Origin of the sequence: Acidovorax sp. ACV01, assembly GCF_014851495.1 — a bacterium.
Classification (GTDB): domain Bacteria; phylum Pseudomonadota; class Gammaproteobacteria; order Burkholderiales; family Burkholderiaceae_C; genus Acidovorax; species Acidovorax radicis.
In genome coordinates, this window is the sequence record NZ_JACUZT010000002.1 from 669,877 (window position 1) to 689,875 (window position 19,999).

At 56.7% G+C, this 19,999-nt stretch carries 20 protein-coding genes and 1 tRNA gene; 13 read left to right on the top strand and 8 right to left on the bottom strand.

The window, feature by feature from the left end; translation table 11 throughout:
* Positions 1-12: 12 nt before the first annotated feature.
* The 8 genes from IB243_RS07605 to IB243_RS07640 all read right to left on the bottom strand — a co-directional run bounded on the left by IB243_RS07605 (position 13) and on the right by IB243_RS07640 (position 9,541).
* Complete coding sequence (locus IB243_RS07605) at positions 13-1,215, bottom strand: ammonium transporter (protein WP_192426064.1); 1,203 nt, start codon at positions 1,213-1,215, stop codon at positions 13-15.
* 571 nt (positions 1,216-1,786) lie between these two features.
* Positions 1,787-2,896 carry a bifunctional diaminohydroxyphosphoribosylaminopyrimidine deaminase/5-amino-6-(5-phosphoribosylamino)uracil reductase RibD gene (gene ribD, locus IB243_RS07610; protein WP_192426066.1) on the bottom strand — a complete coding sequence of 370 codons (1,110 nt, stop codon included), beginning with the start codon at positions 2,894-2,896 and terminating at the stop codon, positions 1,787-1,789.
* 25 nt (positions 2,897-2,921) lie between these two features.
* On the bottom strand, positions 2,922-3,350 hold the full coding sequence (locus tag IB243_RS07615) for a type IV pilin protein (RefSeq protein ID WP_057226895.1): 429 nt from the start codon (positions 3,348-3,350) through the stop codon (positions 2,922-2,924).
* Positions 3,351-3,380: 30 nt separating this feature from the next.
* Positions 3,381-6,707 (bottom strand): PilC/PilY family type IV pilus protein, encoded by a 3,327-nt coding sequence (locus IB243_RS07620; protein WP_192426068.1) that lies wholly within the window; start codon positions 6,705-6,707, stop codon positions 3,381-3,383.
* Between the two features lie 12 nt (positions 6,708-6,719).
* On the bottom strand, positions 6,720-7,466 hold the full coding sequence (locus tag IB243_RS07625; protein WP_192426069.1) for a PilX N-terminal domain-containing pilus assembly protein: 747 nt from the start codon (positions 7,464-7,466) through the stop codon (positions 6,720-6,722).
* 18 nt (positions 7,467-7,484) lie between these two features.
* The gene (locus IB243_RS07630; protein ID WP_192426071.1) at positions 7,485-8,375 is read right to left on the bottom strand and encodes a PilW family protein; all 891 of its coding nucleotides are present in this window, start codon (positions 8,373-8,375) and stop codon (positions 7,485-7,487) included.
* 3 nt (positions 8,376-8,378) lie between these two features.
* Positions 8,379-8,987, bottom strand: a complete 609-nt coding sequence (gene pilV, locus IB243_RS07635; protein ID WP_082606873.1) for a type IV pilus modification protein PilV — start codon at positions 8,985-8,987, stop codon at positions 8,379-8,381.
* The gene (locus IB243_RS07640; RefSeq protein WP_192426073.1) at positions 8,978-9,541 is read right to left on the bottom strand and encodes a GspH/FimT family pseudopilin; all 564 of its coding nucleotides are present in this window, start codon (positions 9,539-9,541) and stop codon (positions 8,978-8,980) included. Before IB243_RS07640 ends, pilV begins: the two co-directional genes overlap by 10 nt.
* Before the next feature lie 201 nt (positions 9,542-9,742).
* On the opposite strand from IB243_RS07640, the gene IB243_RS07645 reads away from it, so the two are divergent.
* From IB243_RS07645 to nuoF, 13 genes are all read left to right on the top strand, one after another.
* Positions 9,743-9,964 carry a hypothetical protein gene (locus tag IB243_RS07645; RefSeq protein ID WP_192426075.1) on the top strand — a complete coding sequence of 74 codons (222 nt, stop codon included), beginning with the start codon at positions 9,743-9,745 and terminating at the stop codon, positions 9,962-9,964.
* A 168-nt stretch (positions 9,965-10,132) separates the two neighbouring features.
* Complete coding sequence (gene rpsO / locus IB243_RS07650; RefSeq protein ID WP_005793232.1) at positions 10,133-10,399, top strand: 30S ribosomal protein S15; 267 nt, start codon at positions 10,133-10,135, stop codon at positions 10,397-10,399.
* A 207-nt stretch (positions 10,400-10,606) separates the two neighbouring features.
* The gene (gene pnp / locus IB243_RS07655) at positions 10,607-12,853 is read left to right on the top strand and encodes a polyribonucleotide nucleotidyltransferase (protein WP_192426077.1); all 2,247 of its coding nucleotides are present in this window, start codon (positions 10,607-10,609) and stop codon (positions 12,851-12,853) included.
* 99 nt (positions 12,854-12,952) lie between these two features.
* Positions 12,953-13,939 (top strand): NAD(P)H-quinone oxidoreductase, encoded by a 987-nt coding sequence (locus tag IB243_RS07660; RefSeq protein WP_192426079.1) that lies wholly within the window; start codon positions 12,953-12,955, stop codon positions 13,937-13,939.
* 2 nt (positions 13,940-13,941) lie between these two features.
* Positions 13,942-14,691: a triose-phosphate isomerase gene (gene tpiA / locus IB243_RS07665; protein WP_057269921.1), complete on the top strand. Its 750-nt coding sequence runs from the start codon at positions 13,942-13,944 to the stop codon at positions 14,689-14,691.
* Between the two features lie 39 nt (positions 14,692-14,730).
* Complete coding sequence (gene secG, locus IB243_RS07670; protein ID WP_192426081.1) at positions 14,731-15,093, top strand: preprotein translocase subunit SecG; 363 nt, start codon at positions 14,731-14,733, stop codon at positions 15,091-15,093.
* Between the two features lie 114 nt (positions 15,094-15,207).
* A tRNA-Leu gene (locus IB243_RS07675) sits at positions 15,208-15,292 on the top strand.
* 73 nt (positions 15,293-15,365) lie between these two features.
* Positions 15,366-15,725 (top strand): NADH-quinone oxidoreductase subunit A, encoded by a 360-nt coding sequence (locus IB243_RS07680; protein ID WP_010463935.1) that lies wholly within the window; start codon positions 15,366-15,368, stop codon positions 15,723-15,725.
* A 24-nt stretch (positions 15,726-15,749) separates the two neighbouring features.
* Entirely contained in the window at positions 15,750-16,229 is a 480-nt protein-coding gene (locus IB243_RS07685; protein WP_192426083.1) for an NADH-quinone oxidoreductase subunit B family protein, read from the top strand.
* A 10-nt stretch (positions 16,230-16,239) separates the two neighbouring features.
* Positions 16,240-16,848: an NADH-quinone oxidoreductase subunit C gene (locus tag IB243_RS07690; RefSeq protein ID WP_192426356.1), complete on the top strand. Its 609-nt coding sequence runs from the start codon at positions 16,240-16,242 to the stop codon at positions 16,846-16,848.
* A 27-nt stretch (positions 16,849-16,875) separates the two neighbouring features.
* Complete coding sequence (locus IB243_RS07695) at positions 16,876-18,129, top strand: NADH-quinone oxidoreductase subunit D (RefSeq protein WP_010463937.1); 1,254 nt, start codon at positions 16,876-16,878, stop codon at positions 18,127-18,129.
* Positions 18,126-18,635 (top strand): NADH-quinone oxidoreductase subunit NuoE, encoded by a 510-nt coding sequence (nuoE, locus tag IB243_RS07700; protein WP_192426085.1) that lies wholly within the window; start codon positions 18,126-18,128, stop codon positions 18,633-18,635. The genes IB243_RS07695 and nuoE overlap by 4 nt, the downstream gene beginning before the upstream one ends.
* Positions 18,632-19,987: an NADH-quinone oxidoreductase subunit NuoF gene (gene nuoF / locus IB243_RS07705; RefSeq protein WP_010463939.1), complete on the top strand. Its 1,356-nt coding sequence runs from the start codon at positions 18,632-18,634 to the stop codon at positions 19,985-19,987. The genes nuoE and nuoF overlap by 4 nt, the downstream gene beginning before the upstream one ends.
* Positions 19,988-19,999 lie beyond the last annotated feature (12 nt).

Here is a 19,999-nt window from a genome sequence, read left to right on the forward strand (position 1 = left end):
CCGGCGCTGCGTTTACCAGCTCACTTCGCGGTCTGGTGTGGCGCTGATCTTATGGATCGACAGGTCGGCCCCGTCAAATTCCTCTTCCTGCGTGAGCCGAAGGCCCACCGTGCTCTTGAGGATGCCGTACACCACAAAGCCCCCCACCAGCGCCCAGGCCACGCCCAGGGTGGTGCCGATCAGCTGGGCCGAGAGGCTCACACCACCCAGCCCGCCCAACGCCTTGCTGCCGAAAATGCCTGCAGCCAGCCCACCCCACGTGCCACAAAGGCCATGCAGCGGCCACACGCCGAGCACATCATCGATCTTCCAGCGGTTCTGCGTGAGCGTGAACATCACCACAAAGATGGCCCCCGCTACGGCGCCTACCACCAGTGCGCCCAGCGGGTGCATCAGGTCAGAGCCCGCGCACACGGCCACCAGCCCGGCCAACGGGCCGTTGTGCACAAAGCCTGGATCGTTCTTGCCCAACACCAAGGCAGCCAGCGTGCCGCCCACCATGGCCATCAACGAATTGACGGCTACCAGGCCGGAGAGCTTGTCCACGGTCTGTGCGCTCATCACATTGAACCCAAACCAGCCCACCACCAGCACCCAGGCGCCCAGCGCGAGGAAGGGGATGTTGGACGGCGGGTGTGCAGAGATCGCACCGTCCTTGCGGTAGCGGTTGGCGCGCGAGCCCAGCAGGATCACGGCGGGCAGGGCGATCCACCCGCCCATGGCATGCACGACGATGGAGCCCGCAAAGTCGTGGAACTCTTCGCCCGTCAGTCCCTTGATCCAGGCCTGCACTCCAAAGTGCTGGTTCCAGGCAATGCCTTCAAAGAACGGATACACAAACCCCACAATGACCGCCGTGGCTATCAACTGGGGCCAGAACTTGGCCCGCTCCGCGATCCCGCCCGACACAATCGCCGGAATGGCTGCCGCAAAGGTGAGCAAGAAGAAGAACTTGACCAGCGCATAACCGTTTTGCTGCGTCAGCGATTCCGCACCCACGAAGAAGTGCGTGCCGTACGCCACGCTGTAGCCGACCAAGAAATACACCACGGTGGACACCGAGAAATCCACCAGGATCTTGACCAGCGCATTCACCTGGTTCTTTTTGCGAACCGTGCCCAGTTCCAGAAAGGCAAACCCTGCATGCATGGCCAGCACCATGATGGCCCCCAGAAGAATGAACAGGGCATCTGTGCCCTGTTTGAGTGCTTCCATAACATCCTCGCGCGATTGGTTGATCTGTTCTGGTGCGTTTTGAGCCTGTTCACCAGATTTGCACCAAATTGAAGCAAAAATCGCGCCAGACGATGGTGCGTTGTTTTGCACCGTTTTGGTGTGGTGGGGCGAAATGTGGGGCGCATTGGCGCGCACTGGGTATGGGCTCGCCAATTGCCTGGTGTGGGAGCGTGCAATCCGCGTGTGGTGGGACGAAGGACGCAGGGGGCCTTGCTGCAAACTCCAGTTCTGAAATAAACAGGGCTCTAGCGCTTAGTGGGTAAAATTTTATTGCTATAAAAATAATAGCTATTGAGCGGATCTTTCTCTTTCTATCTCTGTCCCCCAGTGCGAAACCAACCCAAACTGCGTGGTGTGGAATTGCTCGGTCGCTGCATGGCCGCGCATGCTGAATCGGTGAAAGGAGATAGTGCAAGAGGGGCGTAGGTTCTTTTTGAACGCGCCCAGTGAGGCTGTGACGCCAGACCATTGCCATCTTTTGACTAGCGCCAACCCCGACTCACCAGTCCATCCACAGGCGGTGATTGGTAGGTAGGGCTCTATCGGAACTCTAGAAGCTATCGCGCCCCTGCACGCGGGCCACAATGCGCAGATCCGCCCCCAGGGTGTCTACGGATTTGAATTCCAGCGCCAGGCCATCGGCCAAGGCTGTCAGTGGGCCAAAGTCTGCAATGCCACGCCCCGTACCCAAAAGCCGTGGTGCCAGGTACAGCAACAGCTCATCAACCAGACCTTCTCGGACCAGAGAGCCATTGAGCTTGTGCCCGGCCTCTACATGCAGCTCGTTGATGCCCCTTGTGCCAAGGTCCCAGAGCATTGCCGAAAGATCGACTTTGCCGTTCGCATTGGGCAAATGGATCACGGTTGCCCCACGGGCTTGCAAGGCCGCCTTCTTGGCTTCGTTTGCGGAGGCCGTGTAGACCAAGCAGTCACGCCCATCCATCAAAAGATTGGCATCCGTGGGCAGCTGCAGCTGGCTGTCCACCACCACCACATGGGGCTGGCGTGGCGTAGGCACTTCGCGGACGTCAAGCCGAGGGTTGTCATCCAACACGGTGCCGATGCCCGTCAAGATAGCGCACGCCCTGGCCCTCCACGCATGTCCATCTGCCCGTGCCGCACGAGACGTAATCCACTGGCTGGCGCCATTGTTGAGGGCGGTGGTGCCGTCCAGAGAGCTTGCAACTTTCAGCCGAACCCAGGGCGTACCCCGGATCATGCGGCTGAAAAAACCAATGTTGAGTTCTCGGGATTCTTCAGCCCCCGGGCCGACCACGATCTCCACGCCTGCTGCACGCAGCCGATCAAAACCATGCCCCGCCACCAGCGGATTGGGGTCGGCAATGGAGGCAACCACTTTGGCGATCCCCGCCTGAATCAGTGCATCGCAACAGGGGCCGGTTCGCCCGTGGTGGGAGCACGGCTCCAATGTCACATAGGCCGTTGCTCCTCTCGCATCAAGTCCCTTGTCGGCAACGTCGCGCAGGGCCATGACTTCTGCGTGAGGGCCGCCTGCGCGTTGTGTGAAGCCCTGGCCTATCACGTGGCCATCCGGCGCCACGAGTACGCAGCCAACGTGAGGGTTGGGGTTGGAAACAAAAAGCGCCTGGGTGGCGAGCCCAAGCGCTTGGTGGATATGTGAGGGCGCTTTGTTAATCATGGCGCCCACGATGGTAGCTCAGCGGCTATTTGTTCCAGCAGGTGGCGTCAAAACCGGCATCGGTTTGGATCAGACCATTTGCTCCTCGAACACCGGTGTGTGTGAGCGTGTAGGTGCCACATTTGTCCCCGACTTGGGGCGTACCAGCCTTAGGTGTTGCTGTCAGCGTGAAGGACGTTGTGGTTGCTGGGCCTCCTATTGCAATGGCATACCGCTTTGTGCTGTCCGCCGCCCAAGTCAGAGTAGCTGGAAGCGCCGTGGGGTAGTTTCCTGTTGCCGTGGAAGCCCTCTCCAACCACTGCTGAGCCTGCAGTAGTCCAGCACGGGCGTCTGCACGGTGCCCGCGTCGGATGTACTCGCTGTAAGAAGGTATGGCAATTGCGGTGAGGATGCCGACGATTGCCACCACAATCATCACTTCGATCAGCGTGAAGCCCTGTTGCTTTGGGTGCATTTGATTTTTGCTCCTTGGTTGGAGGGCTGATTATTGCAGCTGGCGCCAGCTGGGACGTGCAGGTTGTTCGGGCATGCGCGCAAGCGGGTCAGGCTTGTTGTCTCCACCGGAGAGCGTAATAGTTTTCTTGCCGGCAACATTGCTAATTGCTCCGGGCGGTAGTGTCATGCGAGAAACGCCATCGTCAGTGGTGTTATAGAAGCCATCACCATTACGATCCATCACTTGAACACCTGGCTTTTTTCCATCCATGATATTGAGCAATGTAAGGTAAGCTTTTTCAGGTGTCCCTGCTGGCTCACAAGTTTCGTCAGTAGAACCATTGCCTCCATACGCCGGAGTGACTGAAAATACCATCAGGTTATTGCTGCCATCGAAGAAGCTCATCGGGCGAAGCACCCGTTCGCTCGTCACCTGAAAATTGAAGTACCAGCCTTTTTTAACGGGTCCTTTGGTTGGATCATAGTTGACATCATTCTGGGTCATTTGCCAGAATCTGCGAGCAGAACTCGTGCCCTGTCCTGCGATTCCTGTTGTATTCACCATATCTTGCTTGACCAGGTCGCTTGTACCCACAATAGCAGTAGGAATCACACCATCGTCTGCAGTATCAGTATTTACAACAAGCTTGCCGGAAACAATTTTGTAGTGCGTGTTGTCTAATATCGAATAAACGGATTGTACGTCCGTGCTACTGCGATCATTGTCAGTAAGGTTTGCCCCGGTGCCAAAGGCGACCATCATGCCACCAGCACCACGGTCATTGGCTTTGACGGTGGGTGGTGCAGTAATTGGTTGCCGCTTTCCGGAATATGTTGCCGTAAACAGGGGTTTGCAAATAGATGTTTTCCAGGCGCAGGGTGTCGCGTCCGTACTTCCCCATGACGCCACCGACCATACATTGGCATTTGGGCTTGTAAGGTCGAATTTCCAGAGGTTTCCCTTCAGATCACCCGCATATACAATATCTACTTTGCCATCGCTATTAATGTCCACTGTTTTGGGTGCCGACAAACCATTGGCTAGCACATTCGTATCAGTTGTGATATTGACTGGGACGCTGACTGCTTGATTTCCAGTTGCCACAATTTTTACCAACTCTTTGAGTCCATCCAAATATTGAATCAACAATACCGGGCGCTCATTTTTGCTGTTATAGCCATTGCCCATAATGACAGCCCACCGATTGTCGTTCATCATAACGACTTGGCTTGCCTTGAATGGATTGTTATCATCCATAACGGGCGGGTGGAAAATGTGTCCAATATCTTCATCATCGCTGCCAGCTGTCAATGGCGCACTGGGGTGCAGTGTTTTATCCATGACTACCAAGTCTTTGGCATTTATGGTAGCAAACGTCGTTGCCGGTGTGCCTGACTTCCCGCCGGGCTGGGTTACATCGAGCACGAAGTAGCCCTTCCCTCCTGCGCCCAAGGAGCCAATCAGCAGAGTTCGCCAATCAGGAGGTGAGGCATTGTCTGCAAGATTCACATCCCCGGTAAATGGAGATCCATCCACATAATAGCGATGTGTATAGCCGGGATCACTCAGCTTGGTAAGTTCTGGAATAACAGCTTTGGGGATATATGCAATCTGTTCTTCTCCGTCTACCCCAGAAAATCCGTGCAACATACCATCATTGCCACCCACATAGACCATAGGGAGTCGGTTTTTATGTGTGGAGACAAAAGTTTTGTAGCCCTTGAAAGAATAGTTGCTAGCAGGCTTGTCCACGTACCAGATACTGGAATTTCCAATATCTCCCTGGCGCGAGTCGCGCACACGAAATGGCTTGCTCACAGTGCCTTCTTCGTAGGTTCGCTCGCCCCGTATGAAGTTGGTGCGCTTTTCCCCGAGGCTACCATCGTCAAGCAGGGTCTTCTGGGTTGCACTCAACTTTGTAGTACCGATTTCCCATTCGAAAGACACTCCTTTGTTGGTGTCATCATTTGTGGTGAGAACTACGCGGGTCGATACGTCACGAGCATCCAATTTGTTTGCTGTGGTCTTGTGGGTACTGCCACTGACTACGCCCCATCCGGGGTCCGGTATTGTATTGCCTGCAGTATCAATTTTATCAGCCTTTACATATCCAGACCACTTCTTTGGATCGTAACCAGCAGTAAATCGCTGTAAATCCGTCCGTATATTGGTGCTGGAACTCGCTGCCATACTGGCAACATCTGCTGTATTTTCAAGATTAATATTTTCGAGAATCTTCTTGAAAGCTTCTTTAAGGTCATATTTTCGGCCAGGTCCGGTAGGGTAGAATTTTCCGCGGCTATTAATTGCAATGTGCCAAAGTTCGGCAGGGTTGTTTGCATTCAAATTTTGCAGTACCGTTGGCACCCAAGAAACTGTACCGGCAACTAGTTTTGAATAGTCGCCACCTGCCCCGTAATTGTCGTCATCTACCATCGACCATTTTGGAGCGTTCGGCCATGAATAAGCGCCGGTGCCATATCCGATCGTATAATTTACGAGATGCTGCCATGTTGCAGGATTGTGCTTTGGATTCCAGTATCGCTGCAGGGTTGTTGAACCAAAGGTCTCCGTGGCTGGGACGCCATCGGTGGTACTTGGTTTAACTAAGTTATCAATTCCTGTTTGTAGATCCTCACGCCACATTCTCATGGCCCAATCTGCCAAAAGATCCCCTTGCGCCCCACGGTACACATTGGTCTGATCAGATGCCGTATCGTAGGTCTGTCCGTCAGGAAGTGCATAATTTGCATTATCTGCTTCACCTGGCAATTCACTTGCAGCGTAGCCGTTCCAACCACCGTCAGTCATAAAGATATGGTATGAGCGGCGGCAGCCCAAATAGGGCTCTTCCTTCACGCCGGGCGTGTATGCCCAGGGGCTGCTAATGCTCTTACCTACTTTCATGTAGGTATAAGCTTGCTTCATCATTTTGTGGGACGGTGTGCCATTGTTTGATGTCAGCGTGCTGGCAAAGCTCAGAAAATTGGTTCGATGTGCATCATCGAGAACTTTCATTGAGTTCACGGCACCTACCGCAAGGCTACCGGCCCCTGGCGAACCGCCATTGTTGTGCATTGCCTGCCACGACAAGCGAATTTTCCCGTCAGGCAGGAGGAGCTTATCGTTGAACACAGTTGCTAGAGCCTCTTTCAGGCGGAACATTTTGGTTTTTGTATCTCCCCCTCCCACTACTTCATCCATGCTGCCGGAATCATCCACAGACAGGACGACATTGGGGGTTGGGGGTATGGAGACCAAACCAGGGGGTAGGGTTGAAAAATCCAGAGGGGCAGCCAATGTAACTTGGGGGGTGCAAACGGCGGCAATCAATGCGGCGATGGCAGTTTTTTTGAATAGTGGTGAATTTTTCATGGGATTCTCCGATCAGTTCTTCATCTTCTGACGAACAAAAGTTGACTGCAATACAACTTGTGTACTTGGTTTTAGTCCTCTAGCTACAGCCGTGATTCGGTATGCAACACTTGGCAAAAGATTTAGTGCTAGGCTGTTAGATCCGTTGGTGATAAGGCCTGTATTTCCCGCATTATTGTCATACGGGAGGATTTCAATCCAATACCAACCACCTTTTGCAGCGTCGTCTCCTGGTTGGTTTAGCTTTAGAATCGGGTTGCTTTTTGTCCCGGCTTCAGCGCCCGTGAATTGCCCATACCGGGCGCCAATCCCATCTGCCATCAATGTCGTCAAGGTGGCAGCGTCATTCCAAAAATCCTGATTGCCTGTTCGCTTCAAGCATATACCTTTGATGCATTTTGTTGTGGCAGAATCTAATTCGCTCAGAATATCCCCAATTTCCTTGTCCTCGGTAGGAATCCATACTTTGTTTACTACGGAGTCTGGAACTCTGCATATCTCGGGTTTCCCCGCATTGGGGGTGCAAGCGGTTCCATCAGGTCGTTCACCTCGGATATCAAATTCCGCATCTTGTATGAGTGCTTGAGCGGCCTCAAATGCGCGTTGATAGTCTGCATCGTTACCAACAATCATTTCGTTGAAAAGAGACGTTCGAGATCCCCATAGCGCCAGCAAAGCTGACAGCATGACGATAACAATTACAACGAACAATGAAATACCGCGTTGATATTGGGTAGGTTTTTTTGGCATGCTTTGCATGATGATTTTATCCGTAAATCAACCTGTGAGCCCTTGACTTCGCAGCTGGTACGTTGTGCGAAAAGTCAGGTGGAGACGGTTTTTTCGATTGGTAGGAAGGCTGCCCGTACCGCTCATATTGACTGCAGCGCCATCGCAACCGGTGTAAGAGCTCCCGGCGGGCATATCAATAGGCTCATCACCATAGAGCACGACACATACGTCAGCGCCATAGACGGTGTTCCAGGCCGCACCAATTGCGGCCGCATTGACAGTTTGTATCTTTGGTATACCTGTATTGCTATCTGTTTGGCGGAGGTAATTGACTTGGAGGTCTGCGACATTGCGAGCAAGGGCCTGGGATCCGATGCCAGTTCCCGCGCATCGAAATTCGTTGCTCTGCACTACAAACTGACTTTGGATAACATTTTGTTCAAGTGGCGCTACTGGTAACGTGGGCGCATTGGCCAGGCAATCGCGAAAGAATGACACATTGGAGGCGGAAGTGAAGCTGGGTTCTGCGTAATTCTGGTAAGCTACTGACAGCTTGTATTCCGAACCGGTTGGTGAATCTTTTCCCGAAATCGGTGGTGTAGAAGCGGTTACCGAGTGAAGTGTTTCATCGGGAGTGAATGCCACCACATCTGCTGCATCGATGGGATCGGCTGGCCCCTTATTGGCAGCCAAATCTAAGCGCATCGAGCCTGCTTGCCGCAGTTGTTGTCCAATAATTCGAAAAATGTAAGATGCTTGTTGCTGAATTTGGCTGGCGTCACTGACAGTGCCAGAAACTCCACGCGAAATCATCAGTGCGCCAGCTGCAACGGCAATAGTCATCAGGCCAATGGTGATTCCAACCAGCAACTCAACCAATGTGGCACCCCGTTGGGAATTTGTAGGTAAATACTTTGGAGGATAAAAGTTTTTCATATTTCAAACTCCAGGGCAAAAAGTTTGCATCATGGTAGGCCCACCCATGGTGTACGGTGCACAGCGCGCTGTTAACTGAATGTATTGAAGGTGACAAATGCTATTTGCTGGACAAGAAACGCTACCAGTTTCGGTATTTGTTATTTTAAAAATTGTGGCGGTTCCTGTGTCTTTTTCATTTTCGCGCCAACTGACCATGACTCCTAATTGTCGATTGTTGTTGGCAACAGTTTCATCAGGCACAGTGAAGATATTGACATCTGCATTTGGTAGTGCGCTAATAACATCTTGACGCCACCTGGAGACGTCATAGAGCGCCAATTGTTGGGAGTTGCAAGGAAGGCTTTTGCAATCAACGGGCGCCGTAGGTGTAGCACCCCAGTTCATTAAATAACTGTTAAAATTTCCTAGTGCATTTGGGTTTACTTTGGTGTGCTCGCTCAAGTCTTCAATCAGTCGAATGGCTTGAGCGCGTCGTACACCTGTCTGTGTATCTGCAAGTGTGCGAAGTTGCACGCCCAAAATTCCCAATATACCCAGTGCTGTAACGACAATGGCGACGAGCGATTCAATCAGACTGACGCCGCGTTGTTGATTGTTTTTCACGGACATGAGACCGTTCCTTTCGTTGTCTTGATTCGGCCGCCTGACGTGATGCATAAAGCCGTCGCATGCCTTGATGCCACGCCCAGCGGTTCTGGCACTACGTTGAAGCTGGCGGCCCCAAGTCCTCCGATTTGGCCCCAGCGATCCACCTTGTAGAACGCGCCGCCTGCAATATGATTAACAGTGACATTGGATAGGGCTGGAAATGTCTGCAAAATCACATCGGTTCCATTCAGAGTCCCATCGTCATTAGCATCTGTAAAGACAATCCACCCACATTGCCATTCTTCAACAGGTGTTGTGGCACAGTTTTTTCTGACAGAAACGAGACCTCCTCGCTTGATCGCCTCAGAACGAGCAAAATAAATGCTATTTGTGATCTCTTCGGTTGCGCCTCTCACACGGAAACCGTCCATCAGATCTCGAAAGCTGGGTCCGGCCAAAGCTGCCAAGATGGCCACGATGGCTACAACAACCATCAATTCGATCGCCGTAAAGCCATGGCTTGGTCGAGCGCGTAGGTGCCAGCGGGATAAGGGGGGTAGTTTTGATGCTCGCATAGCGTGATCCTACGAAGATAAGATGCGTGGGAGTCGCGTAAGGTGACAGGTGGCATCCGCACACCGACGAGAGGCTGGATTTTTGTCTGTCACTTGCTCGTGTAGCCTCTGCAGGCTCCCGCATTGTGTAAGCCTCGGCACTCCCGGAGCATGCGGCGATCACGTTCGGCTGCTGTCTCTTCGGAGGTGCTGCGTTGATACGTGACCTTGTTCACGTTTTTCTTCTTGGGAGAAGTTTTTGATGCGGGTGTGTCATTGCTTATTGGGCGCTTTGCCTGTGTGGAGCTTGTGCCCGTGAGCATTCCTAGCGCGATGCTTGCGGCCAGCAAGGCGCGTATGCCCTGGCGCAGGATGTGGACAGGAGTGTGGGGTGGGGAGGCCTTGATTTGCATCATGGGTTTCCAGTTTGAGGCGATTGAATAAGCCGTAGTGTTTCAGGATCAGGTGGCGCTTGGCAAGGTTCAAATGCTGCTGGGCTATAATCGAATGGTTTTGCATGGTGCAAGACGCACGCCTGTAGCCGTTCCAGCTTCTGGCGCAAGTAAAAATCACGGCCCAGCTAGCTTTGCGGGCCTCATTCAAGGAAAAACAATGATCGCATCCTCCATCAAGGCCGAAGTCGTCAAGGCGAACGCCCGTGCTGCCAATGACACTGGTAGCCCAGAAGTGCAAGTGGCCCTGCTGACCGCCCGCATCAACGAACTGACCCCCCACTTCAAGACACACGCCAAGGACCATCATGGTCGCCGTGGCCTGCTGCGCATGGTGAGCCGTCGTCGCAAGCTGCTGGACTATCTGAAGGCCAAGGACGCTGACCGTTACACCGCGCTGATCGCCAAGTTGGGTCTGCGCAAGTAATTTTCATTGCATGCGAAAACGCCTGGGTTAGTCCGCTAGCTCAGGCGTTTTTTACTTCGGAGCCGCAAAACAGAGCGAAGCTGTGTCATTCCAATGGGGTTGCTGCCACGCGCTGGCAGGCAGTTTCACTGGAATGGCATCGTGTTCTGAATTGCCCTCCAGAACAATCTGGTAGCGCGCTACCAGCTATTAAAACAGGAGCTGAACATGAGCATTTTCAACAAAGTCACCAAGACCTTCCAATGGGGTGACAAGACCGTCATCATGGAAACGGGCGAAATCGCCCGCCAAGCCTCCGGCGCCGTGCTGGTGAATATTGACGACACCGTGGTGTTGGCCACCGTGGTTGCCTCAAAGGGTGCCAAGCCCGGCCAGGACTTCTTCCCCCTGACGGTGGACTACATCGAGAAGACGTACGCCGCAGGCAAGATCCCCGGCAGCTTCTTCAAGCGCGAAGCCAAGCCCAGCGAGCACGAAACCCTGACCAGCCGCCTGATCGACCGTCCGATCCGTCCGCTGTTCCCTGAAGGTTTCTTCAACGAAGTGCACGTGGTGATTCACACGGTGTCGCTGAACCCCGAAGTGGACGCTGACATCGCCGCTTTGATTGCCACCAGTGCAGCCCTGGCCATCTCCGGCATCCCGTTCAACGGTCCCATTGGCGCCGCGCGCGTGGGCTACATCAACGGCGAATACGTGCTGAACCCCGGCCAGACTGCGCGCAAGAACTCGCAGATGGATCTGGTGGTGGCTGGTACCGAAGCTGCTGTACTGATGGTCGAATCCGAAGCTCAGCAGCTGTCTGAAGAAATCATGCTCGGCGCCGTGGTGTTTGGCCATGAGCAAGGCAATGTGGCCATCAACGCCATCCACGAACTGGTGCGTGACGCCGGCAAGCCCGTGTGGCAGTGGGAAGCCCCCGCCAAGGACGAAGCCCTCATCGCCAAGGTGGTGGCACTGGCCGACGACAAGCTGCGCGCTGCCTACCAGATCCGTAACAAGCAAGCCCGTACCCAAGCTTGCCGAGAAGCCTACGCTGCTGTGATGGCTGCGCTGAAGGCCGATGGTGTCGAATTCGACGCTGTCAAGGTTGAAGGCATGTTGTTCGACATCGAAGCCGGCATCGTCCGCAGCCAGATCCTGGCCGGCGAGCCCCGTATCGATGGCCGTGATACACGCACCGTGCGCCCCATTGAGATCCGCGGCAGCGTGCTGCCCCGTGCCCATGGCTCGTCGCTGTTCACGCGGGGCGAAACCCAGGCGCTGGTCGTGACCACGCTCGGTACAGAGCGCGACGCCCAGCGCATTGATGCCCTGGCTGGCGAGTACGAAGACCGCTTCATGATGCACTACAACATGCCTCCCTTTGCCACCGGCGAAGTGGGTCGCATGGGTTCGACCAAGCGCCGTGAAATCGGCCACGGCCGTCTGGCCAAGCGGGCTCTGATCGCTGTGCTGCCGACGAAAGAAGAATTCCCCTACACCATGCGTGTGGTGTCCGAAATCACGGAATCCAACGGCTCGTCGTCGATGGCTTCGGTGTGTGGTGGCTGCCTGTCGCTGATGGATGCGGGTGTGCCCATGAAGGCGCACGTAGCGGGTATCGCCATGGGCCTTATCAAGGATGCCAACCGCTTTGCCGTGCTGACCGATATCTTGGGCGATGAGGATCACCTGGGTGACATGGACTTCAAGGTGGCCGGTACCACGGGTGGCATCACGGCGCTGCAGATGGACATCAAGATCCAGGGCATTACCAAGGAAATCATGCAAGTTGCACTGGCCCAGGCCAAGGAAGCGCGCATGCACATTCTGGGCAAGATGCAAGAGGCCATGGGCGAAGCCAAGACCGAGGTGTCGAACTTCGCGCCCAAGCTCTACACGATGAAGATCAACCCCGAGAAGATCCGTGACGTGATCGGCAAGGGCGGCGCCGTGATCCGTGCGCTGACCGAAGAAACTGGTTGCCAGATCAACATCGAGGAAGACGGCACGATCACCATTGCCGCGACCGATGCGGCCAAGGCCGACGAAGCCAAGAAGCGCATCGAGCAGATCACGGCTGAAGTCGAGATCGGCAAGATCTACGAAGGTCCTGTGACGAAAATCCTGGACTTCGGTGCATTGATCAACCTGCTCCCCGGCAAGGATGGCCTGCTGCACATCAGTCAGATCGCCCACGAGCGCGTTGAGCGTGTGGGTGACTACCTCACCGAAGGCCAGATCGTGAAGGTCAAGGTCATGGAGACTGATGAAAAGGGCCGCGTCAAGCTGTCGATGAAGGTGCTGGCCGAGCGCCCCGCCGGCGGTAGTGATCGCCCTGCGCCTGCCGAGCGCGGTGATCGCGAGCCACGCCGCGACCACGGTCGTGATGGTGGTCGTCAGCCAGCGGACCAGCAACAGCAACAGCAATCGCAGCCTTCGGAAAACGGTTCCGGGCAGATCGTCGGCTGATTGGGTTGTTTGCTATTGATTTTGTAGCTACTTGCGCTTTTAGATAAAGCGCTAGCGGCCAAAATCACTCAAATACCCAATTTTCCGAGGAGTCGCAACATGCGCGCAGTCGAGATCACATCCTTTGGTGGGCCTGAAGTGTTGCGCCTGGGTGAGCGGCCCGTGCCGCAACCGGGCGTTGGTGAGTTGCTGATTCGCGTTGCTGCCAGTGGCATCAACCGCCCCGATGTGCTCCAGCGGATGGGGCACTATGCCCCACCGCCGGGCACCTCGGATCTACCGGGCCTGGAGGTTGCGGGGGTGGTGGAGTCGGGTGATGCTTTGGCCATGGCCGAGGCGGGCATTCGGGTGGGCGACCGCGTTTGTGCGCTGGTGGCGGGTGGTGGCTATGCTGAGTGGTGTGTGGCACCGGTCTTGCAGTGTTTGCCGGTGCCTGAGGGCTTCAGCGACGTGGAGGCGGCCTCGCTGCCGGAGACGTTCTTCACCGTGTGGAGCAACGTGTTCGACCGGGGGCGCCTGCAGGCGGGGGAAAGCCTGCTTGTGCAAGGTGGCACCAGCGGTATTGGTGTGACTGCTGTGCAACTGGCACACGCCTTTGGCGCGACGGTCATTGCGACGGCGGGCAGCGACGAGAAATGCGCCGCATGTCTGCAGTTGGGTGCCCACCATGCCATTCATTACAAGTCGCAGGACTTTGTGGCAGAAACCAAGCGCATCACGCAAGGCAAAGGCGTGGATGTGGTGCTGGATATGGTTGCCGGGGACTATGTAGCACGCGAGGTGGAGTGTCTGGCTGAAGATGGCCGCCTGGTCATCATTGCGGTGCAGGGTGGGGTCAAGAGCGATTTCAACGCGGGGCTGGTGCTGCGCAGACGGTTGACCATCACTGGGTCTACCTTGCGCCCGCGCTCTGTGGCGTTCAAGGGGGCCATTGCTCGTGCACTGCGAGAGCATGTGTGGCCTCTGCTGGTGGCGGGGCGTGTGCGGCCAGTCATCCACAGCACGTTTGTGGTGGCAGAGGCTGCCAAGGCCCATGCGCTGATGGAGTCGAACCAACACATTGGCAAAATTGTTTTGACGTGGTGATCATGAAAAGCAAGAAAAAACTCATCGCAGGCAACTGGAAGATGAACGGCAGCCTGGTTGCCAACGATGCTTTGCTGAAAGGCATCATGGCGGGGTTGGCTGACGCGGTTTGTGATGTGGCCGTTGCTGTGCCGGCGCCTTACATAGCGCAGGTGCAGGCTTCCACGGTTGGATCTGTGGTAGCTGTGGCTGCCCAGGATGTATCGCCGCACGAGGTGGGGGCATACACCGGTGAGGTGTCGGCCTCCATGTTGAAGGACTTGGGTGTGCGCTACGTGTTGGTGGGGCATTCAGAGCGCCGCCAATACCATGGTGAGACCGATGTGGTGGTCGCCGAGAAAGCGCAGCGCGCACTGGCGGCGGGCATCACGCCCATCGTCTGTGTGGGTGAAACGCTGCAGGAGCGTGAAACAGGCCAGACCGAGGCTGTGGTCAAGCGCCAGTTGGCAGCGGTGATTCACCTCAATGGGCACTGCATCAGCGAAGTGGTGGTGGCGTACGAGCCGGTCTGGGCCATTGGCACTGGCCGTACCGCGTCGCCCGAGCAGGCGCAGGAAGTGCATGCTGTGCTGCGCTCGCAACTTTCAGCGGCCAGCGAGCATGCGGATCGGATCCGCCTGCTTTACGGCGGCAGCATGAATGCGGCCAATGCGGCCCAACTGCTTGCCCAGCCGGACATCGATGGCGGCCTTGTCGGGGGCGCATCGTTGAAGGTGTCCGATTTCCTGCAAATTATTGCGGCCGCCTCTTGAGGCGGCCCTTCAAACTATTCAATCAGGAGTGAACAGAGAATGAACGTGATCGTGAATGTGGTTTTGGCTGTACAGATGCTGACGGCTTTGGGGATGATTGGCTTGATCCTGATTCAGCACGGCAAGGGTGCTGACATGGGGGCGGCGTTTGGCAGTGGCAGTTCCGGGAGTTTGTTTGGTGCCAGCGGCAGTGCCAACTTCCTGTCGCGCACCACGGCGGTACTGGCTGCGGTATTTTTTGTGGCAACGTTGGCCTTGGCTTACTTTGGCAATGCGCGTCCTACCAGTTCGGGCAGTGTGCTGGAAACTCCGGCCGCAGCCGTACCCGCCGGATCGACGTCGGACGCCTCAGTAGCACCTGCGGTGCCTGCATCGGGTGCTGCTCAGATCCCCACCAAATAATCTGCACTAAATTGGGTTTCGGAAGCCGAAGCAGGGTTTTTCCGGAGTAGAATTCTGGATTGTCTGGAAAGCCAAAACCGCAAGGTTCCTCATGCCATCCAGATGCAAAAATCAGCCGTCGTGGTGAAATTGGTAGACACGCTATCTTGAGGGGGTAGTGGCGAAAGCTGTGCGAGTTCGAGTCTCGCCGACGGCACCAAAACAAAGGCCTGCCTGCATGACCCGGCTTGGGTCCTGACGGGCAAGGCCACAGCGGTGAGCACATCCTCAAGATGAACCTCGATCAGTACCTCCCCGTCCTTTTGTTCATCTTGGTCGGCATCGCCGTAGGCGTTGTCCCCCTTGCACTCGGCTACATACTGGGCCCCAACCGCCCGGATGCCGCAAAGAACTCTCCCTACGAATGTGGCTTTGAAGCCTTCGAGGATGCGCGCATGAAGTTTGATGTGCGCTACTACCTTGTGGCCATTCTCTTCATTCTGTTCGATCTCGAAATCGCGTTTCTTTTCCCGTGGGCGGTGACGCTGCATGAGGTTGGGATCGCTGGTTTTGTGGCGGTCGTGATTTTCCTGGCCATCCTGGTTGTGGGTTTTGCCTACGAGTGGAAAAAGGGTGCCCTGGATTGGGAGTGAGCGAGCCTCAACAAGGATGATGCAATGATTGAAGGCGTGATGAAGGAAGGCTTCATCACCACGAGCTATGACTCCGTGGTGAATTGGGCCAAGACCGGTTCCCTGTGGCCGATGACATTTGGCCTGGCGTGCTGCGCCGTTGAAATGATGCATGCTGCTGCAGCGCGCTATGACATCGGGCGCTTTGGTGCGGAGGTGTTTCGTGCCAGTCCTCGTCAGTCGGATCTGATGATTGTTGCTGGCACGCTGTGCAACAAGATGGCACCCGCGCTGCGCAAGGTGTACGACCAGATGTCCGAACCACGTTGGGTTCTGTCTATGGGATCGTGTGCCAATGGTGGTGGTTATTACCATTACAGCTACTCTGTGGTGCGCGGCTGTGACCGTGTCGTGCCTGTGGATGTGTATGTCCCAGGCTGCCCTCCCACGGCGGAGGCGCTGATCTACGGGATCATTCAGCTGCAGCAGAAGATTCGTCGTACCAATACCATTGCGCGCGTCTGAAGGGTTGATGATGACTGCTGTTGCCATTCGCCCCGAAAAACTCAAAGACAACATTGCTGCGGCGCTGGGTGCAAAGGTGCGCCAGATCACGGTGGCTTTGGATGAGGTCACCTTGGTGGTTTCTGCTGCCGACTACCTGGAAGCCATGCGCTTGCTGCGCGATGCAGAGGGTTGTCGTTTCGAACAACTGATTGATTTGTGCGGAGTGGACTATTCTGCATATGCCGATGCGGTGAACGAGGGGGCGCGCTATAGCGTGGTGTCGCACCTGTTGTCCGTGAGTCTGAATCAGCGTGTGCGCGTCAAGGTGTTCTGTGCCGACGACGACTTCCCGGTGGTGGCTTCGGTTGCTGATCTGTGGAACTCGGCCAACTGGTACGAGCGTGAGGCGTTTGACTTGTTTGGCATCGTGTTCGACGGTCACAACGACCTGCGCCGCATCCTGACCGACTACGGCTTCATCGGCCATCCCTTCCGCAAGGACTTCCCGCTGTCCGGCCATGTCGAGATGCGCTACGACGCAGAGCAGCGCCGGGTGGTCTACGAGCCGGTGTCGATCGAGCCGCGCGAGATCACGCCGCGCATCATCCGCGAAGACAAGTACGGAGGCCTGCACTAAGGCGCCCTGCGCCCCACGTGATCCACCATGGCTGAAATCAAAAACTATTCCCTCAACTTCGGGCCGCAGCACCCTGCCGCGCACGGCGTGTTGCGTCTGGTGCTCGAGCTCGACGGCGAAGTCGTCCAGCGCGCTGACCCGCACATCGGCCTCCTGCACCGTGCCACGGAGAAGTTGGCCGAGCACAAGACCTACATCCAGTCGCTGCCCTACATGGACCGTCTGGACTACGTGTCCATGATGTGCAACGAGCACGCCTACTGCCTGGCCATCGAAAAGCTGCTGGGCCTGGAAGTGCCTATCCGCGCCCAGTACATCCGTGTGATGTTCTCCGAAATCACGCGCCTGCTGAACCACCTGATGTGGCTTGGTTCGCACGGCAACGACTGCGGCAGTTCCACCATCCTGATCTACACCTTCCGCGAGCGCGAAGACCTGTTCGACATGTACGAAGCCGTCTCCGGCGCGCGCATGCACGCGGCGTACTTCCGTCCGGGCGGCGTCTACCGCGACCTGCCGGATTCCATGCCGCAGTACAAGGTCAGCAAGATCAAGAACGCCAAGGCCCTCGAGGCCATGAACCAGAACCGCCAAGGTTCCATGCTCGACTTTATCGACGACTTTACGCAGCGCTTCCCGGCCTGTGTGGACGAGTACGAAACCCTGCTCACTGACAACCGTATCTGGAAGCAGCGCACCGTGGGCATCGGCGTGGTGCCCCCCGAGCGTGCACTGAATCTGGGCATGACCGGCCCCATGCTGCGGGGCTCCGGCATTGCATGGGACCTGCGCAAGACGCAGCCCTACGACGTCTACGATCGCATGGACTTCGACGTGCCAGTCGGCAAGACGGGTGATTGCTATGACCGCTACCTCGTGCGCGTGCAGGAGATGCGCGAGTCCAACCGCATCATCAAGCAGTGCGTGAACTGGCTGCGCGCCAATCCGGGTCCTGTCATTACCGACAACCACAAGGTGGCTGCGCCCGATCGTGAATCCATGAAGTCGAACATGGAGGAGCTGATCCACCATTTCAAGCTCTTCACCGAAGGTTTCCACGTGCCAGAAGGCGAGGCCTACGCCGCTGTCGAGCATCCCAAGGGCGAGTTCGGCATCTACCTGGTCAGCGACGGCGCCAACAAGCCCTACCGCCTGAAGATCCGTGCGCCCGGCTTTGCGCACCTGGCCACTCTCGATGAAATGGCGCGCGGCCACATGATCGCCGACGCCGTGGCCATCATCGGCACCATGGATATCGTGTTCGGGGAGATCGACCGATGAGCAGCAGCAATACCAAGATCACCGAAGCCACGCTGGCGCGCTTTGCGCGCGAAGTGGCCAAGTACCCGCCCGAGCAAGCGCAGTCTGCCGTGATGGCCTGCCTGTCCATCGTGCAGCAGGAGCAGGGCTGGGTCAGCGTCGAGAGCGAGGCTGTGATCGCCGAATACCTGGGCATGGCCCAGATCGCGGTGCACGAAGTCACCACGTTCTACAACATGTACAACCAGCAGCCTACCGGCAAGTACAAGCTCAACGTGTGTACGAACCTGCCTTGCCAGCTGCGCGACGGCCAGAAGGCGTTGCACCACCTCGAGAAGAAGCTTGGCGTGACTATGGGCGGAACCACGCCGGACGGCCTGTTCACGCTGCAGCAGTGCGAGTGCCTGGGTGCCTGCGCCGACGCGCCCGTGATGCTGGTCAACGACCGCACCATGTGCAGCTTCATGGACAACGACAAGCTCGACCAGCTGATCGATGGCCTCAAGGCTGCGGAAGGGCAGGCATGACCACCGCAGCACAGATCCTCTCGCAGTTCCAGGCCACCGGCGTCCAGACCTGCTTCCACGACCGCCACATCAACCCGCAGATCTATGCGGGCCTGGACGGCACGAACTGGAGCATCAAGGACTACGAAGCGCGCGGCGGCTACGCCGCGCTGCGCAAGATCCTGGGTACCGACGGCAGCGAGCCGCTGACGCAGGACCAGGTCATTGCCACCGTCAAGGAATCGGGTCTGCGCGGCCGCGGCGGCGCGGGCTTTCCGACGGGCCTCAAGTGGAGCTTCATGCCCCGCTCGTTCCCTGGCCAGAAGTACCTGGTGTGCAACTCCGATGAAGGCGAGCCTGGCACCTGCAAGGACCGCGACATCCTGCAGTTCAACCCGCACATCGTCATCGAAGGCATGATCATTGCGGCCTACGCGATGGGCATCTCCGTGGGCTACAACTACATCCACGGCGAAATCTTCCAGACCTACGACCGCTTCGAAGAAGCGCTCGAAGAGGCGCGCGCTGCCGGCTATCTGGGCGACAAGATCCTGGGCAGCAACTTCAGCTTCCAGCTGCATGCGGCGCACGGTTTCGGCGCCTACATCTGTGGCGAAGAGACCGCGCTGCTCGAGTCGCTGGAAGGCAAGAAGGGCCAGCCGCGCTTCAAGCCACCGTTCCCCGCAAGCTTCGGTTTGTACGGCAAGCCCACCACCATCAACAACACCGAGACCTTCGCGGCCGTGCCGTGGATCATCCGCAATGGCGGTGCGGCGTACCTGGAGTGTGGCAAGCCCAACAACGGCGGCACCAAGATCTTCTCTGTCTCGGGCGACGTGGAAAAGCCTGGCAACTATGAAGTGCCGATGGGCACGCCCTTCGCCAAGCTGCTCGAACTAGCCGGTGGCGTGCGCAAGGGGCGCCAGCTCAAGGCGGTGATCCCTGGTGGCTCGTCCTCTCCGGTGCTGCCAGCTTCCATCATCATGGAATGCACGCTGGACTACGACTCCATCGCCAAGGCCGGCTCCATGCTGGGCTCGGGCGCCGTGATCGTGATGGACGACTCCCGCAGCATGGTCGAAAGCCTGCTGCGCCTGTCGTACTTCTATTCGCACGAATCCTGTGGCCAGTGCACGCCCTGCCGCGAAGGCACCGGCTGGATGTGGCGCGTGATCGACCGTATCCAGCACAACCAGGGCCGCACGGGCGACCTGGATCTGCTCAATTCGGTGGCAGACAACATCCAGGGCCGGACGATCTGCGCGCTGGGCGACGCTGCCGCGATGCCGGTGCGCGCCATGATCAAGCATTTCCGTCCCGAGTTTGAAGCACTGATCCGGAACAACGCCTCCCAGGCTGCGACCTCCGCCTGATCGCGAGAAGAC

What these genes read in the sequence shown, in the direction of transcription:
- IB243_RS07605 (WP_192426064.1), bottom strand. Translation starts at nt 1,215, where the DNA reads ATGGAAGCACTCAAACAGGGCACAGATGCCCTGTTCATTCTTCTGGGG.
- pilV (WP_082606873.1), bottom strand. Translation starts at nt 8,987, where the DNA reads ATGTCCGTGAAAAACAATCAACAACGCGGCGTCAGTCTGATTGAATCG.
- secG (WP_192426081.1), top strand. Translation starts at nt 14,731, where the DNA reads ATGAACGTGATCGTGAATGTGGTTTTGGCTGTACAGATGCTGACGGCT.
- nuoF (WP_010463939.1), top strand. Translation starts at nt 18,632, where the DNA reads ATGACCACCGCAGCACAGATCCTCTCGCAGTTCCAGGCCACCGGCGTC.
- rpsO (WP_005793232.1), top strand. Translation starts at nt 10,133, where the DNA reads ATGATCGCATCCTCCATCAAGGCCGAAGTCGTCAAGGCGAACGCCCGT.
- IB243_RS07660 (WP_192426079.1), top strand. Translation starts at nt 12,953, where the DNA reads ATGCGCGCAGTCGAGATCACATCCTTTGGTGGGCCTGAAGTGTTGCGC.
- IB243_RS07615 (WP_057226895.1), bottom strand. Translation starts at nt 3,350, where the DNA reads ATGCACCCAAAGCAACAGGGCTTCACGCTGATCGAAGTGATGATTGTG.
- IB243_RS07680 (WP_010463935.1), top strand. Translation starts at nt 15,366, where the DNA reads ATGAACCTCGATCAGTACCTCCCCGTCCTTTTGTTCATCTTGGTCGGC.
- IB243_RS07630 (WP_192426071.1), bottom strand. Translation starts at nt 8,375, where the DNA reads ATGAAAAACTTTTATCCTCCAAAGTATTTACCTACAAATTCCCAACGG.
- IB243_RS07690 (WP_192426356.1), top strand. Translation starts at nt 16,240, where the DNA reads ATGACTGCTGTTGCCATTCGCCCCGAAAAACTCAAAGACAACATTGCT.
- tpiA (WP_057269921.1), top strand. Translation starts at nt 13,942, where the DNA reads ATGAAAAGCAAGAAAAAACTCATCGCAGGCAACTGGAAGATGAACGGC.
- pnp (WP_192426077.1), top strand. Translation starts at nt 10,607, where the DNA reads ATGAGCATTTTCAACAAAGTCACCAAGACCTTCCAATGGGGTGACAAG.
- IB243_RS07620 (WP_192426068.1), bottom strand. Translation starts at nt 6,707, where the DNA reads ATGAAAAATTCACCACTATTCAAAAAAACTGCCATCGCCGCATTGATT.
- IB243_RS07685 (WP_192426083.1), top strand. Translation starts at nt 15,750, where the DNA reads ATGATTGAAGGCGTGATGAAGGAAGGCTTCATCACCACGAGCTATGAC.
- nuoE (WP_192426085.1), top strand. Translation starts at nt 18,126, where the DNA reads ATGAGCAGCAGCAATACCAAGATCACCGAAGCCACGCTGGCGCGCTTT.
- IB243_RS07640 (WP_192426073.1), bottom strand. Translation starts at nt 9,541, where the DNA reads ATGCGAGCATCAAAACTACCCCCCTTATCCCGCTGGCACCTACGCGCT.
- IB243_RS07695 (WP_010463937.1), top strand. Translation starts at nt 16,876, where the DNA reads ATGGCTGAAATCAAAAACTATTCCCTCAACTTCGGGCCGCAGCACCCT.
- ribD (WP_192426066.1), bottom strand. Translation starts at nt 2,896, where the DNA reads ATGATTAACAAAGCGCCCTCACATATCCACCAAGCGCTTGGGCTCGCC.
- IB243_RS07625 (WP_192426069.1), bottom strand. Translation starts at nt 7,466, where the DNA reads ATGCAAAGCATGCCAAAAAAACCTACCCAATATCAACGCGGTATTTCA.